We start from the raw sequence: 15504 nt of genomic DNA, 5'->3' as shown, positions 1-15504 counted from the left end.
GAAATAGAAAAAGATGTGCATTTGGTGCACGTCTTTTTCTATGTTGATTATTGGTGATGTTTTTTTAAAATTCGTGAGAGAAAGAAAAAATTGGTCATAAATAAAAAGCATTTGTACAAGATGAACTGTACAAATGCTTTTTTCTATACTTTTTTTACCCGTATTTTAGAGAATAGATATAGTAAAAACTCAACTACAAAAATAATAAGAACAGATAAACCGAATAAAGGCATGACAATTCCTAATAAAATCATAATAAGTATAAAGGCAAATATGCTTTTTTTATCCTTTTGTTTTGATGGTGCTCCTACCTTACCTTGTGGCTTTCTTGCTAGCCACATTTTAACACCGAAATAAATGAGGAATAGTAAGGACAAGGTTGTAAGTAAGCATAGTATTTTGTTTGGCCATCCAAATAAATGTCCTTCATGAAGGGGGATACCATAAGAAAACCACTGTGCAAATAAGCCATAATCACGATAGTCAATTTTTGAAATGAGAGTGCCGCTATATTGATCAAAATAAGCAGTAATCTCTTCATTTGGTGATACGTGCATTCCTGTAATACCAGAACCGCTAGATTTTGAAATAGTGAATACTCCTTTTGGTTCATTTGGTAATGAAATGACATATGGTTTTTCAATTTGAATCGATTTCTCTAACTCATCAATTGAAAGAGCTGTCTGTTCGTTTGAATCTGATTGTGGCGGTGTTTCTTGTCTAGTCGCCCACGGTAACTCTTTAAACTTAGACTCTGGAGGAGCCATATATAATTTCGGATATCCTAGTGATTCATTGGAAGTTGCTATGCTATAAATTTGTTTTCCCATGAAAGCAGACCAAGGTAATCCTGTTAGTACTAAGAGAACGAGTGGAATTGTAAATACAATACCGATTATGCTATGAAGTCGTTTGGATCTCTCTCTAGCGTTTGATACTGGGGGTTTCTTGAAGCGTTTTATACTCATATATAAACCAGTAACAATTAAAAAAATCGTCCAGCAAGCGGCTAGTTCGACTAAGTAGTTTACAACGGTACCGCCTACTAGAAGAGAGCTATGTAATTCTCGCATAATATTTGCAAACGTTGCATCAGCATTTTGATCCCCAACAATTTGGTTATGTTTATCTAAGTAAACATACTTCTGATCACCCGTATATTCATTTGCCATTGTGAGTCTTGTATTATGATCATCTTTAAAATAGCTAATTTTCGTCACGTTATAGTGAGGATATTTCTTTTCTGTTGTTGAAATGGATTCAGACATAGAAAGAGATTCTGTTTGCCTACTATTTCCAAAATATAAATCTTTATAGATGAAATTCTCAACTTCCTCTCGAAACAAATAACCAATGCCACTGAGTGATAAAGTAATGAGTAGCGGTGCTATGAAGAGACCGGCGTAAAAATGCCACCTCCAGAAAATATAATGAAGCGATCGATTCTTTTTCATATTTTAAATCCCCCGTCCAACCTTTTATAAAATGAATGCTCATTTAATATATCGAGATAAAGTGTGATTACTTTGAAAGAATTGTGAAAAATGTTAAAAGTTTTAGGGGCATATAAAAAAGACGTGCAGCATGCGCACGTCTTTTTAGCGATTTCTGTCGAGGGATTGATATATTTATAGGCGCGAAGAACAATGTTGGATACATAGTTCTGTCGAGCGAATAAGTTCTTCATTTCCTTTTTTCATTCGAATTTGGAGTGCTTTTTGAAAGTAAGGTAAAGCTACATTCAGATCTCCTTCATCTAGTTTACTTTTTCCGTAATGTTGATAGAGAAAATCTTCGTAATTTGTTAAATCATTTTGGTGCAACATATGAAAGAGTTCAGCAAAGATTTCATTTGCTTTTTCAAAGTCACTTTCCCAATGATATACATGAGCAAGGCGAAGTTTGTTAATAAAAATTCCTTGCGTATGTTGTAAGGCTTCATATCTTTCTATGGCCTTTTGTAAGTAGTATTTGCTCTCAGAAAGGTTTCCTACGATTCGGTCGTAAACACCAATTAAACCGCATTGCTTCGCATATGATATATCTGAATGAGCTAAATTTGTTTTAAAAATGTAATCCCTTGCTTCATTTCAGCAAGGGATAGTGGTTTTTCGCGGAGATTTTCATCGAATGTATAGCCCATTTCAAAAGGGATGTTTTCTATTTGCATGGAATTCTCCTTCTATACTTTTTTGTTGGACAAGTATTCATTCACCACTGCCTTCGCAAGGCAAGCTGATGAATCCACTAAATAAAGGCTGTGTGCTCCGGTGTTTAATACAACGTTTAAATCTGTACAAGCTATAATAACTCCATCTACCGTTTCAGCTAATTCTATGCAAAGTGTACGCCATGATTTAGTTGCGTCAGGCAAGTCTCCTATTTTTATGTTTGAGATAATTTGAGTGATAGCCGTTTGCCAGCTATTTTTATGTATATAGTCCATACCACGTTTTGCAATCCCATCTTGATATATACCGGATTGAACAGTCGCATCGGTTGCTAAGAGAGCTACTTTCCTTACGTGATCGGGTATTTTTTTTATCGTCTCATCCACCATATTTAAAATGGGAACTGAAATTAAATTTTGTAATTCATAAAAATATAAGTGCGCTGTATTACAAGGCATGGCAATAAAATCGACACCTGTGTTTTCAAGTTTTTGTGCGCCATTTATAATAGCATTTTCCATAGCTTTATGATCGATAGGTTTATCCATATAAAAAGGTGTTGGACAGGAATAAATCATCATATGAGGAAAATCCATATCATGTTTCGCACCGTATACTTTTTGGCATTGCTCAACTACTGTATCAACGAAGGGGCCTGTGGATTTCGGCCCCATTCCTGCTAGTATTCCAATCATTGTTGTATATCCTCCTGATTTCATAATCTAAATTTAGAAATTCTTGTTTTCGTCTACATGGTCCTTCTTTTTCGTACAAGATAAAGAAACAAACTCATTAAAACAAATGAATATGCAAGTGCTCATGCAGTAAGCCAAAGCACGTGAACAAGCAAATGATGTTCATATTGTCCAAACATCAGAAAACTATTGATAGGCGGAAAAACCCATAATAGTTCCGGCATTTCTTTTTTGAGACGAATGGAAGCAATCATTTTGAGTAAAGTACTTTTTCCAGTACCATTGCCACCGATAATGGCAACCGCCTGTCCTTTTGGAATAGATAAATGAATGTCTTTTAGTAGCAGTTGTTTGCCATAGGTCTTTTGTATTTCCTTTCGTTCTAATAACAAAATGATTGCCTCCTTCTTTATAGATTTCGCACATCCATTATATGGTATATTTTATTCTCGGAACAATAAAAAAACGTGCAGCACATGCACGTTTTTTATAACGATTCTTGTTGAATCGCCGATATATTTAGCGTTTCTCAATCGCCACAATAAATGGCGGGTTATTTTGTTGGTTGATGAAGCCGTAACGAAGTACGTGAGCTTGTTTTTGATCTAGCTCTTCGGCGAATTGCAGGACAGTATCGCGCTCGACTTGTCCTTCTGGATGTCCATGATAAATGACTAGGACGATGATGCCTTCTGGTGCCATGACTTCTAATAATTGTTCGATAGCAGCTATCGTTGAATTTGGTTTTGTAACGATATGCTTGTCACCGCCAGGAAGGTAACCTAAGTTGAAAATGGCTCCGGTTACTTTGCCTTTTGCTTCTTCTGGTAATACAGATAACAAAGTATCGTGGCTATCATGAACGAGAACAGTTCGTTCTTCAAGTCCTCTTTCTTTTAGGTGAGTAGCCGAACTTTCAATTGCTTTACGCTGAATATCAAATCCGAATACTTTCCCGTGTTCTCCAACAATCTCCGCTAAAAAACAAGTATCGTGACCGTTGCCAAGTGTTGCGTCTACAGCATAATCACCTTCTTTGACAGCTGTTTGCAAAAGCGTGCGTGCAAACGGTAATACACGTTCTAATTTCATACGGGTTTCACCTCATTTGCATATTTTCCTTGCCAGCTTCCGCGGCGTATAAATTCCGCATCGATGGAATTTAATACTTCCCATTTATTTAAGCTCCACATTGGACCAATCATTAAGTCAGGTGGACCGTCACCTGTGATGCGGTGCACAATGACATCTGCTGGAATGATTTCAAGTTGGTCCACAACAAGACTGACATAATCTTCAAGAGAAAGGAATTCTAACTGTCCTTTTTCATATTGCTTCACCATTGGTGTTCCTTTTAATAAATGAAGTAAGTGAATTTTAATACCTTGTACATCAAGTGTTGCGACTTCACGTGCAGTTTCCATCATCATGTTGTAGTCTTCAAGCGGAAGCCCATTAATAATATGGGAGCATACTTTAATGCCATGCTTACGAAGTTTGTTTACACCTTCTACATATGATGGATAATCATGAGCACGGTTAATGAGGTTCGCAGTGCGCTCATGAACGGTTTGCAGTCCAAGTTCAACCCAAAGATACGTGCGTTTATTTAAATCAGCTAAATATTCAACGACATCGTCAGGTAAACAGTCGGGACGAGTTGCGATTGAAAGACCAACAACATCTTTTTCTGCCAACAGCGGTTCGAATTTTTCTTTTAGCATTTCTAATGGAGCATGCGTATTGGTGTATGCTTGGAAATAAGCGATACACTTTCCATCTTTCCATTTCGAGTGCATTTTTTCTTTCATTTCATGATACTGCGTTACAACATCATCGCGGCGATCGCCAGCAAAGTCACCAGAACCAGCAGCGCTGCAAAATGTGCATCCGCCGTATGCGACTGTGCCATCACGGTTTGGGCAATCAAATCCAGCGTCTAATGAAACTTTAAAGATTTTTTCGCCGAACTCTTTTCGTAAGTGATAATTCCACGTATGGTAACGTTTATTGTCATTTGTATATGGAAAAGGGTTTTGAACCTTCATTACATATCCCTCCTAAAGCCTAAAATGAAACAAAATCCATTATAACATACTCATAAGGTCGATATGGAAGGGACACACTAAGGGAGAATTAAAGGCAAGGAGGCTACATCATGGCAGAGCGTCAATCACTTGAAGAATACATTACGCAAGCAGAGCAAGCTATAGAATATGCAAAAGAGCAATTAGATATCGGAAGTAGACAAGAGCATTACAATACAATGGAGTATTCTGATGCACAATTACAATTAGAACAAGCTTATAACGATTTACAAATTATGCAGCAACATGCGAATGATGAACAACGTGAGCAATTAAATCGTGCACGTATGGCAGTTCGTCAATTACAGCACCAAATGATTATTACACCGCACTAATAAGGAGTGAATGTAATGGCAAAGCGCTCAGATCAAAATAACCCAGAGCAAAAAACGCAAAATGGACATAACGCTGAGTTCTCAAATGAACTCGATCCAGTGGTACAAGCAAAACAGCGTAATCGTAAAAAAGGACAACCACAAAAATCAAAGCAATCAGAGTAAGCCAGGTCGCTTGTTTAATTTTACAGGAAACCTGACGTATATGCAGACTCTATATGTATGTATCGCAATTTATACAATCTAAATTATTTTCAGTGTCATCTAGATGAAGTTTTTCAAGATGGGGCCATTCGAATAAATTTGGCGTGTGATTACGTATTGGACAGTTACGCCTTTAAAAAAATAATGTTGGAGAAAAAACTGCTTCAGAAATGGAGCAGCTTTTTGTATTTTTGAGTCTCTCCGTTATAATTAAGATTCAAGTAAGGAATAAACAATGATTGCACATATCGGTACAGTAGCAGTTTACGTAGATGATCAACAAAAGGCGCTCGAGTTTTGGACAGAGAAAGCGGGATTTGAAGTATATCGTAACGATCCAATGGGACCAAACGCAAGCTGGATTGAAGTAGGACCAAAAGGCACACGTTCGCACTTAGTCATTTATCCCAAAACAATGATGCCAAATGCAAATGAGCTAAAAGCATCAATCGTGTTCGTAACAGAAAATATGACAGAAACGTATGAAACAATGAAGAAGAACGGGGTAGAATTTACACAAGAGCCAAATAAAATGCCTTGGGGTACATTCTCTATATTTAACGATAATGAAGGGAATGAATTCGTTTTAAAAGGTTAAAACAATAAAAGGAAAAGCTGAGCTTACATGGGCTCAGCTTTTTGTGTGACATTATAATCCGAATTGTCGAATATTCCGAATTTTTTTATCGTTATGTATGGTAATATGTGGTATATTAATAGGTGGACATTTGAATTTTTGGATGTATTGCTTTGTTTATAAAAAGCATGATAAGGAAAATGTGAAGGGGAAGGGATATAGATGAATAATACTGTGAAAATAAAGAATGTCGATGTATATCCGAATGTAAATGTTAGCAAGGTAACACGTTTTTAATGTGATTTTTTCTATGAAATTGAATGGAATGAATCTATTGATATGGTTCTAAAAAAATAAAAAATAAGCATTTATATTACAAAAGTGTAAGGTAAATGTAATGTTAAACAATGGTAGATGATGCAGAAATGGTACAAACTAGGAAATGGAAAAACAATTGTAGGAGGATATATATGAACAAACCAGTTGTAGACGTAAAAAACGTTCAAAAAGTGTACGGTAAAAAAGGTGAGAGTCAATCACATGCGTTAAAAGGTGTATCATTCTCTATTCAAGAGGGTGAATTTGTTGGAATTATGGGGCCATCTGGTTCAGGGAAAACAACTTTGCTAAATGTAATTTCAACACTGGATAAAGCAACGGGCGGCGTTGTTGAAATTGCAGGTACAGATATTACAAAAATGAAGCAAGGAGAACTATCTGATTTTCGCTCACAAAAGTTAGGATTCATCTTCCAAGACTTTAACTTATTAGAAAACTTATCAATCTATGAAAATATTGCTCTGCCACTTTCTTTGCAAGGCGTTCCATCACGTAAGATTGGACCGAAAGTAGAAAAGGTAGCTGAAATGTTAGGAATTTCAGAAATACTTCAAAAGTACCCATCTGAAGTATCTGGTGGACAAAAACAGCGTTCAGCAGCAGCGCGTGCGCTTGTACATGAGCCAGCGATCATTTTAGGAGACGAGCCAACAGGAGCGCTTGATTCTAAAAATGCAACGAGCCTTTTAGATGCAATGACAAACTTAAATGAAGAACAAGGTGTATCGATTATGATGGTTACCCACGATCCATATAGCGCAAGTTACTGTCAGCGTATTTTATTCATTCAAGACGGCGAGTTATACAAAGAAATTCACCGCGGTGGTACGCGCGAAGCGTTCTATAAAGAAATTTTAGATGTGCTTGCAGACTTAGGCACACAAAAAGCATAAGAAAGGAGGTTCAGACATGTTATTTAAGCTTTCTATGTCAGGACTGAAAAGTAAGCTGAAAGATTACATTGTCTTACTTGTTGGTCTTGTAATGTCAATTTCGATCTTTTACATGTTCCAAACGTTAGCATTGAATAAAGCGTTTATTGAGGCGAATTCTGTAATCAGTAGTATTCAATTCGTCTTCCATGCTGGTGCGGTACTATTAGCTATCATTACATTCTTCTATATTTTATATGCTAATTCTTTCTTGCTATCACTTCGTCAAAAAGAATTTGGTATGTATATGATGTTAGGAGCCAAAAAGCATAAGGTGACACTGCTTATGTTTATTGAAACAATTGTATTAGGAGCAGCATCTCTTGTAGTTGGTATTGCAGTCGGTGTAGGGCTCGCGCAAGGAATTGGTAAACTACTTATGCAACAGCTTGAATTTACTGCAGGTGGCTATCATGCATTTTATGTTCCATCTATGCTTGTTACATGTATTTTCTTCTTAGTACTATTTGTTTTATCAGCAATTATGAATAGTATCAAATTATCACGTATTACGGTTCTACAACTGGTTCATGCTGATTCTAAAACGGATCGTGTTTCTAAAGCAGGAGTAAAGACTGTTATAGCTGCATTCGTTGGAATTATTCTATTAGCAATCGGCTATGCTTCTATGATTTACATGGGTAAGTTGGCGCAAATGGGGGTTATTATTGCATTAATCACTGTAACGTCCGGAACTTACATGTTATTTGGAACATTCCTTCCGCTTATTATTAAAAAGCTAAAGAGTAATAAAAAGCGTACTGAAAAAGGACTTAATGCTTTTACATTTGCACAGTTAAATTTCCGCATCAATAGCTTAACAAAAGTACTAGCTACAGTAGCGATGTTAGTGGCGCTTGGAGCGGGTGCGATTTCAGGCGGTATGGCGTTCAAAAATAACGTTATGCTTACTGTCGATGGTTTGGCAATTTATGATGTTGCGATTCATAATCCAACAGCCGAAGAGAAGAAAATTTTAGATGGTATTACATTTAAAGAGAAAAGTGAATATCGTTACAAAACAGACGATAAATATGTCTATTATTTAAAAGAAGATTTAGAGAAAAATCGTCCTTTAATACAAGATTTAAAAGATTTTAAAGGAATGAAAGATATTGGTAAAGTGAAACGAGTTTCTGAAGAACTGCCAGTAGGTGCGATTTCGAGTTCCGGTCAAGAAAAATCTGATAATGTGATTCCAAAGGAGTGGGATCAGGCATTAAGCACGATTCATCCAATTTATGTATCCCCTAATCAAACAATTAAAATTGTAGACCAAAAAATATATGATGGTTTGCAAGGTAAAGAGGGCGTTGCATTACTTGGAAAAGTAGATGATTTCTTAACATATAAAAAAGAGTGGAAAAAAATTGACGAGTTGCAGCTAGTTAAATATAAAAATGTAAAAGAAAATTCCTTGCAAAGTAAGAACCAGTTTTATACTGGATTTTACGGCATCGCTAGTGGAACAGTATTTATGGGGCTCTTCCTAGGAATTGCTTTCTTAGCAATGATGGCAAGTTGTTTAATGTTTAAAATTCTATCGGGTGCATCAAGCGATATTACACGTTACCAAATGCTTCGTAAAATCGGTGTTCGCCGTGAATTATTAACGAAGTCTATCTATAAAGAATTATTCTTAGTATTCTTATTCCCAGCGATTGTGGGTATTGCTCACGTGTTAGTTGGTATGAATATTTTCGGATTTATCTTAATTGACCCGTATTTCCGTATTTGGTTACCAATTGTAATTTTCGTGGTCATTTACACAATTTACTACTTCATTACAGTTCAATTGTATAAAGGAATTGTTCTTCCGAAAGAGGACTAAGAGTTAGAAAATACCGAGCAGAGGGTGCTCGGTATTTTTTCTTTTTCATTTAAATATCATTATCTGAATTTCACCAACTATTAATCAGTTGCCTTCCTATTTAAAAACGACTACAATTTTACTGTTATGTATAGAACGAAAAAACAGAATAGGAGGGGAAACTATGCCAAGGAAAGTATGGCTATTAGTAGCTGGGATGATTATTAATGTCACGGGTGCTTCTTTTTTATGGCCATTTAATACAATTTATTTACATGATCATTTAGGAAAATCGTTATCTGTGGCCGGAATGGTATTAATGATTAACTCGTTAACAGGAGTAATTGGTAACTTACTCGGCGGTGTTTTATTTGATAAATGGGGCGGATATAAGTCGATTTTAGTAGGAATTGTGATTACACTATTAGCGATTTTAGGTCTTGTATTCTTCCATGGTTGGCCATTATATGTTGTGTGGCTTGCGTTAATTGGATTCGGTTCTGGTATGGTCTTTCCATCGATGTATGCGATGGTTGGTACGATTTGGCCAGAAGGCGGACGGAGAGCATTTAATGCGATGTATGTTGGACAAAACGTTGGAATCGCTGTTGGTACAGCGTGCGGTGGTTTAGTTGCTTCTTATCGTTTTGATTATATTTTCTTAGCGAACTTTATTTTATACTTTATTTTCTTCTTAATTGCTTTTATCGGATTCCGTGGTATGGAAGATCAGAAAGATAAGAGTGTAGAAGTAAAAGAAGGAAAGAAAAAAGGTTGGTCACTTACACCAGGATTCAAGGCACTTCTTATTGTATGTGTAGCATATGCTTTATGCTGGGTTACATATGTACAATGGCAAGGTGCGATTGCGACACATATGCAGGAATTAAATATTAGCCTTCGTCATTACAGCCTGTTATGGACGATAAACGGGGCGATGATTGTTTGTGCGCAGCCATTAGTAAGTACGATTATTCGTGCGATGAAGCGTTCTTTGAAACAACAAATTATGATCGGAATCGGCATTTTTGCAGTGTCATTTATTGTACTTAGTCAAGCACAGCAATTTACCATGTTCCTTGTCGCGATGGTGACATTAACAATTGGTGAATTATTTGTTTGGCCAGCTGTTCCAACGATTGCGAATATCCTTGCACCAAATGATAAGCTCGGTTTTTATCAAGGTGTTGTAAATAGCGCAGCGACTGTTGGGAAAATGTTTGGCCCAGTTGTTGGCGGAGCAATTGTTGACTTATACAATATGGAAGTATTGTTTATAGCAATCATGGTAATGCTTGTAGTAGCGCTTATCGCAACGAGCATTTATGATAAACGAGTGAAAGTGGAAGAAACAGTAGAAGAAAAAATTGCAGTTTAGTTTGACGGAACATGTAACATGTTTTAGAATATATTTAAATTAACTCATACTTGTAATAACAGTGAGAAGGAGTAGTAGTAATAGAAGCTGGTTTAGAGAGTTGACGGTTGGTGCAAGTCAATCCACGTTTCGTTATGAACTCGCCTTTGAGTTGCAGTTGTGAACCAAAGTAGCAATTGCCGTCTATCCACGTTACGGATCTAAGCGAATGTATATATTAGTGCTTGTTCAAAAGGAAGATAAAGAAATGCGGCAGCTATCTTTACCGAACGTTTTGAACATCCTTTATTACATTAATTTAGGGTGGTACCGCGGGAATCTATAACCTCTCGTCCCTTTCTAGGGATGAGAGGTTTTTTGTATTTTAGGCGGTGAAAATAAATACAATTTGAATGGAGGATATCTCATGAGCTTTAATCATCAAGAAATTGAGAAGAAGTGGCAAGCGTATTGGGAAGAGAATAAAACATTCCGCACGCCAGATGAGACAGAAAAACCAAAATTTTATGCACTAGATATGTTCCCATATCCATCAGGAGCTGGGCTACACGTAGGACATCCAGAAGGATATACAGCAACGGATATTTTATCTCGTATGAAACGTATGCAAGGATATAACGTTCTTCATCCAATGGGATGGGATGCATTCGGTCTTCCAGCAGAGCAATATGCACTTGATACTGGAAATAGCCCAGCAGAATTTACAGAGAAAAACATTAACACGTTCCGTAACCAAATTAAAGCACTTGGCTTCTCTTATGATTGGGACCGTGAAGTAAATACAACAGATCCAAACTACTACAAATGGACACAATGGATCTTCTTACAGCTATTTGAAAAAGGATTAGCTTACGTAGATGAAATACCTGTAAACTGGTGCCCAGCACTTGGTACAGTACTTGCGAACGAAGAAGTTATCGACGGTAAGAGTGAGCGCGGTGGACATCCTGTTGAGCGTCGTCCGATGAAACAATGGATGTTAAAAATCACTGCATATGCAGATCGTCTACTTGAAGATTTAGATGATCTTGATTGGCCGGAAAGCTTAAAAGATATGCAACGTAACTGGATCGGTCGTTCTGAAGGTGCAGAAGTACACTTTAACATCGATGGTACAGATGAGAAGTTTACAGTCTTCACAACGCGTCCTGATACACTATTTGGTGCAACTTACTGTGTACTTGCTCCAGAGCATGCGCTTGTTACAGAAATTACAACTGCGGATCAAAAAGAAGCAGTAGAAGCGTACATTGATTCTGTAAAAGCGAAAAGTGATTTAGAGCGTACAGAACTTGCGAAAGAAAAAACAGGCGTATTCACTGGTGCTTATGCAATTAACCCAGTAAACGGTGAGAAATTACCAATATGGATTGCTGACTATGTACTTGCAACTTACGGAACAGGTGCTGTAATGGCAGTTCCAGCTCACGATGAGCGTGATTATGAGTTTGCACAAGTATTTAGCCTTCCAATGAAAGAAGTTGTAAAAGGCGGAGACATCACGAAAGAAGTATATACAGGTGATGGTCCACACGTAAACTCAGCATTTCTTGATGGTCTAAATAAAGAAGAAGCAATTGCAAAAATGATTGAATGGCTTGAAGTAACAAGTGCAGGAAATCAAAAAGTAACATACCGTCTTCGTGACTGGTTATTCAGTCGTCAACGTTACTGGGGTGAGCCAATTCCAGTTATCCATTGGGAAGATGGCACAATGACAGCTGTGAAAGAAGAAGAATTACCATTAGTTCTTCCAAAAACAGAAAACATTCGTCCATCTGGTACAGGTGAATCACCACTTGCAAACATCGAAGAGTGGGTAAATGTTGTCGATCCTGAGACTGGTAAAAAAGGTCGTCGTGAAACAAATACAATGCCGCAATGGGCTGGTAGCTGCTGGTACTACCTACGTTACATCGATCCAAACAACAGCGAAGCACTTGTAGATCCTGAAAAAGTAAAACAATGGCTTCCAGTTGATATTTATATCGGCGGTGCAGAGCACGCTGTACTTCACTTACTATATGCTCGTTTCTGGCATAAAGTATTATATGATATCGGTGTGGTTCCAACGAAAGAGCCATTCCAACAATTATTTAACCAAGGTATGATTCTAGGTGAAAATAACGAGAAAATGAGTAAATCAAAAGGGAATGTTGTAAACCCTGATGATATTGTAGCAAGCCATGGTGCAGATACACTTCGTCTTTACGAAATGTTCATGGGACCATTAGATGCTTCAATTGCTTGGTCTGAAAATGGTCTTGACGGAGCTCGTCGTTTCTTAGATCGTGTATGGCGTCTATTTGTTCAAGATAACGGTGAACTAAGTGAGAAAATCACAGATGCCTCTAATCAAGAACTTGAGAAAGCATACCATCAAACAGTGAAGAAAGTTACAGAAGACTATGCAGAGCTTCGCTTTAACACTGCAATTTCTCAAATGATGATGTTCATTAACGATGCATATAAAACAGAAGTACTTCCGAAAGAATATGTAGAAGGTTTCGTAAAAATGATTGCACCAGTTGCACCGCACGTTGCGGAAGAACTTTGGAGCAAGCTTGGACACAGTGAAACAATCTCATATGCAAGCTGGCCAACATTTGATGAGTCTAAACTTGTAGAAGATGAAGTTGAAATCGTTGTTCAAGTTATGGGTAAAGTTCGTGCGAAACTGAAAACGAAAAAAGACGCATCAAAAGAAGAAGTGGAACAACTTGCTATCGAAGCAGTGAAAGAACAAATTGAAGGGAAAACAGTTCGTAAAGTAATTGTTGTTCCTGGAAAACTTGTTAATATCGTTGCAAATTAATAGGAAAGAGCAGTCCTTATGAGAGGGCTGCTCTTTTTTTGAGACAACTGAAAAATGAGTGGAATTCCCTTATAGACAAACACCTATTCTTGTATGAGAAATATGATAACAAAGGCAGGTTAAATTGAGAGAAAGAGGTGAAAGAAATGAAAGGGATGGATAATAACGCATCGCACGGCTTTATGATAGGTGAGGATGGCTATGCACAAATGCTAATGGGAGGAGCTGGACAACAAGGATATGGCGGGAACCCAACATGGATGGGCGGATCATCAGAAGGAGTTCCTACATCTGTAGCTGGAGCGCAAACCGGAATGCCAACATTCGTGGGAGGAGCGCATGGTGGAGTTCCTATAGGAGTACCAACTACATTTCCGGCATTTGTAGGAGGAGCGCAAGGTGGAGTTTCTGTAGGAGCGCCAACTACATTTCCGGCATTTGTAGGAGGAGCACAAGGTGGAGTTCCTGTAGGGGCACCAACTACATTTCCAACATTTGTAGGCGGGGCACAATCTGGCTTCCCTGCAGCAGTTGGTCCGCAACCAGGATTTGGTGGTGTTGCTCCTATTCTAGTAGGAGGAGTAGGTCCACAAATGATTCATGGTCATCACGTCCATCACGGTCACCACCAACATCACGGTCACCACCAACATCACGGTTACCACCAATATCATGGTCACCACCAACATCACGGTCACCACCAACATCATGGTCACCACCAGCAACACGGTCATCATCAGCAACAAGTACATCATCATGGTCACCATCAAATTCATCCACAGGCTGTTTTATATCAAACACAACACCATGGTCAGCATCAACACCATGGTCAGCATCAACACCATGGTCAGCATCAACACCATGGTCAGCATCAACACCATGGCCAGCATCAACACCATGGTCAACAACATCAACAACAGCAAACATGGTATGGCGGAGCGGGAAGTGCAGGAAGTACTGCAGGAACAGCGGGCGCGGCAGGGCATGCTGGACACGGACACTAATAGAGTAAATAAAAAACATAAAAAAATTCTCTTGTGCGCAAGGGGATTTTTTATTTTGGGAATAGTAAGGAGGAGAGGAGGTGCATTACATATGGGAAAAGGTAGAAGTAATAATGCTGGTAAAAAGCAACCGAATTTCGATGATTCATCTAATTTTGCTAAACAAAGTCAACCGACAGAAAAGAAGAAAAAATAAACAAAAAGGAGCTCTCTTCATAAAGAGAGCTCCTTTTTCAGATATATCGGCGTTTCGACACGACATATCGTTCGCTCGAAAAAATAAGACATAAGTGCGGGTCTTAACTTCTCGCGAATAGTAGCCTATTCAATCTTATTTCCCTGCTTTTGCTAATGCTTCTTGGCGTTGACGCTCAATTTCAGCACGTAACTGTGGTTCTGGTGCTTGCCAGCCTTCTGGTTTTAAAATTTTGCCATCGCCTTCGCGGAAACGTGGTTTTCCGTCAGGGAATAGTTTTGCCATATTTGCATTGTTTACAATTTCAAAGCCTTTATCGGGACGAACTCCCATTTCTGCAAATGTTCCAAATGCGAAATAGATAAGGTCAATTAACGCATCATATTGATCTTCTACAGTATTAGCTTCTAAAAATTCCTCTAACTCTTCTTGCATAAAGCTTGCACGAATTTTTGCGCGTTCTTCTGTTAATTTTGTTGGTACATCTGTAACAGGGTGTCCAAATACCTCGTGCATTTTTGCAACAAGTTCATATCCTTTATCTAAACCTTTTTCGTTAGCCATGTTGTTTCATCCTTTCTCGTTTTGTGCCGAGTTTCATTGTAACATAAGGAGATTGTTTAATAAAAAAAACACCTTATAAAATAAGATGTTCTTTCCCTACTCTTCTTTCTTTATTAAAAATGATAAAGCGAGATCAATTCCGAACATCCCAACAAGTAGCGTCGGTACGACAACAAGTAAATAACGTGTAAATGAAACATTTTTTAAGTATGTATGAGCAAATAAAAAGACGCCGAGAAACAGAATACCATTTAAAATAGGTTTTACTAACTTTTTAGACATAAGCTCCCCCGTAAATATCTTTTTTCTTTATGTAAGTATTATCAACAAACTCCTCTCTCCGTTGTATCATGCCCGGAAGAGGAGTTCAATCATTATCTGACATTTTGAGGAAACT

General features: G+C 37.8%; 14 protein-coding genes, 4 pseudogenes and 1 other annotated feature. Of the genes and pseudogenes, 9 read left to right on the top strand and 9 right to left on the bottom strand.

Annotated elements, in window-relative coordinates:
* Positions 1-143: 143 nt before the first annotated feature.
* The 7 genes and pseudogenes from C564_RS0104630 to C564_RS0104605 all read right to left on the bottom strand — a co-directional run bounded on the left by C564_RS0104630 (position 144) and on the right by C564_RS0104605 (position 4914).
* Positions 144-1454, bottom strand: a complete 1311-nt coding sequence (locus tag C564_RS0104630; protein WP_018764575.1) for a PepSY-associated TM helix domain-containing protein — start codon at positions 1452-1454, stop codon at positions 144-146.
* Positions 1455-1628: 174 nt separating this feature from the next.
* A pseudogene (locus tag C564_RS33295) lies at positions 1629-2170 on the bottom strand (hypothetical protein).
* 12 nt (positions 2171-2182) lie between these two features.
* Positions 2183-2866: an aspartate/glutamate racemase family protein gene (locus tag C564_RS0104620; RefSeq protein WP_018764573.1), complete on the bottom strand. Its 684-nt coding sequence runs from the start codon at positions 2864-2866 to the stop codon at positions 2183-2185.
* A gap of 53 nt (positions 2867-2919) precedes the next feature.
* Positions 2920-3129 (bottom strand): annotated as a pseudogene (locus C564_RS38170) (ATP-binding cassette domain-containing protein); the annotation flags it as partial.
* Positions 3112-3258 (bottom strand): annotated as a pseudogene (locus tag C564_RS37285) (ATP-binding cassette domain-containing protein); the annotation flags it as partial. The pseudogenes C564_RS38170 and C564_RS37285, both read right to left, overlap by 18 nt.
* A gap of 127 nt (positions 3259-3385) precedes the next feature.
* The gene (locus C564_RS0104610; protein ID WP_018764571.1) at positions 3386-3958 is read right to left on the bottom strand and encodes a class I SAM-dependent methyltransferase; all 573 of its coding nucleotides are present in this window, start codon (positions 3956-3958) and stop codon (positions 3386-3388) included.
* Positions 3955-4914 (bottom strand): TIGR01212 family radical SAM protein, encoded by a 960-nt coding sequence (locus tag C564_RS0104605; protein WP_018764570.1) that lies wholly within the window; start codon positions 4912-4914, stop codon positions 3955-3957. The genes C564_RS0104610 and C564_RS0104605 overlap by 4 nt, the downstream gene beginning before the upstream one ends.
* A gap of 110 nt (positions 4915-5024) precedes the next feature.
* Here C564_RS0104605 and C564_RS0104600 point away from each other — a divergent pair, with 110 nt between their 5' ends.
* From C564_RS0104600 to C564_RS0104565, 9 genes and pseudogenes are all read left to right on the top strand, one after another.
* Positions 5025-5288: a YtzC family protein gene (locus C564_RS0104600; RefSeq protein ID WP_003208776.1), complete on the top strand. Its 264-nt coding sequence runs from the start codon at positions 5025-5027 to the stop codon at positions 5286-5288.
* A gap of 15 nt (positions 5289-5303) precedes the next feature.
* Complete coding sequence (locus C564_RS0104595; RefSeq protein ID WP_003208774.1) at positions 5304-5453, top strand: hypothetical protein; 150 nt, start codon at positions 5304-5306, stop codon at positions 5451-5453.
* A 4-nt stretch (positions 5454-5457) separates the two neighbouring features.
* A pseudogene (locus tag C564_RS36085) lies at positions 5458-5589 on the top strand (DUF418 domain-containing protein); the annotation flags it as partial.
* A gap of 138 nt (positions 5590-5727) precedes the next feature.
* On the top strand, positions 5728-6090 hold the full coding sequence (locus C564_RS0104590) for a VOC family protein (RefSeq protein WP_003201337.1): 363 nt from the start codon (positions 5728-5730) through the stop codon (positions 6088-6090).
* A gap of 449 nt (positions 6091-6539) precedes the next feature.
* Positions 6540-7301, top strand: a complete 762-nt coding sequence (locus C564_RS0104585; protein WP_018764569.1) for an ABC transporter ATP-binding protein — start codon at positions 6540-6542, stop codon at positions 7299-7301.
* A 16-nt stretch (positions 7302-7317) separates the two neighbouring features.
* The gene (locus tag C564_RS0104580; RefSeq protein WP_018764568.1) at positions 7318-9171 is read left to right on the top strand and encodes an FtsX-like permease family protein; all 1854 of its coding nucleotides are present in this window, start codon (positions 7318-7320) and stop codon (positions 9169-9171) included.
* Positions 9172-9334: 163 nt separating this feature from the next.
* A complete protein-coding gene (locus C564_RS0104575; RefSeq protein ID WP_018764567.1) occupies positions 9335-10528 on the top strand; it encodes an MDR family MFS transporter in 1194 nt (397 codons plus the stop codon).
* A gap of 52 nt (positions 10529-10580) precedes the next feature.
* Positions 10581-10868: a binding site (T-box leader), on the top strand.
* A gap of 66 nt (positions 10869-10934) precedes the next feature.
* Positions 10935-13343, top strand: coding sequence for a leucine--tRNA ligase (gene leuS, locus C564_RS0104570; RefSeq protein WP_018764566.1), 2409 nt, complete (start codon positions 10935-10937; stop codon positions 13341-13343).
* A gap of 146 nt (positions 13344-13489) precedes the next feature.
* A complete protein-coding gene (locus tag C564_RS0104565; RefSeq protein ID WP_018764565.1) occupies positions 13490-14347 on the top strand; it encodes a hypothetical protein in 858 nt (285 codons plus the stop codon).
* Positions 14348-14678: 331 nt separating this feature from the next.
* Here the strand turns inward: C564_RS0104565 and C564_RS0104555 are convergent, their stop codons facing one another.
* On the bottom strand, positions 14679-15107 hold the full coding sequence (locus tag C564_RS0104555) for a haloacid dehalogenase (protein ID WP_003201351.1): 429 nt from the start codon (positions 15105-15107) through the stop codon (positions 14679-14681).
* Positions 15108-15203: 96 nt separating this feature from the next.
* The gene (locus C564_RS0104550; protein WP_003201353.1) at positions 15204-15389 is read right to left on the bottom strand and encodes a hypothetical protein; all 186 of its coding nucleotides are present in this window, start codon (positions 15387-15389) and stop codon (positions 15204-15206) included.
* Positions 15390-15504 lie beyond the last annotated feature (115 nt).

The sequence above is a fragment of the Bacillus sp. 105MF genome (genome assembly GCF_000374885.1).
Lineage (GTDB): Bacteria > Bacillota > Bacilli > Bacillales > Bacillaceae_G > Bacillus_A > Bacillus_A pseudomycoides.
This window is presented reverse-complemented; position numbering and strand designations above follow the sequence as displayed.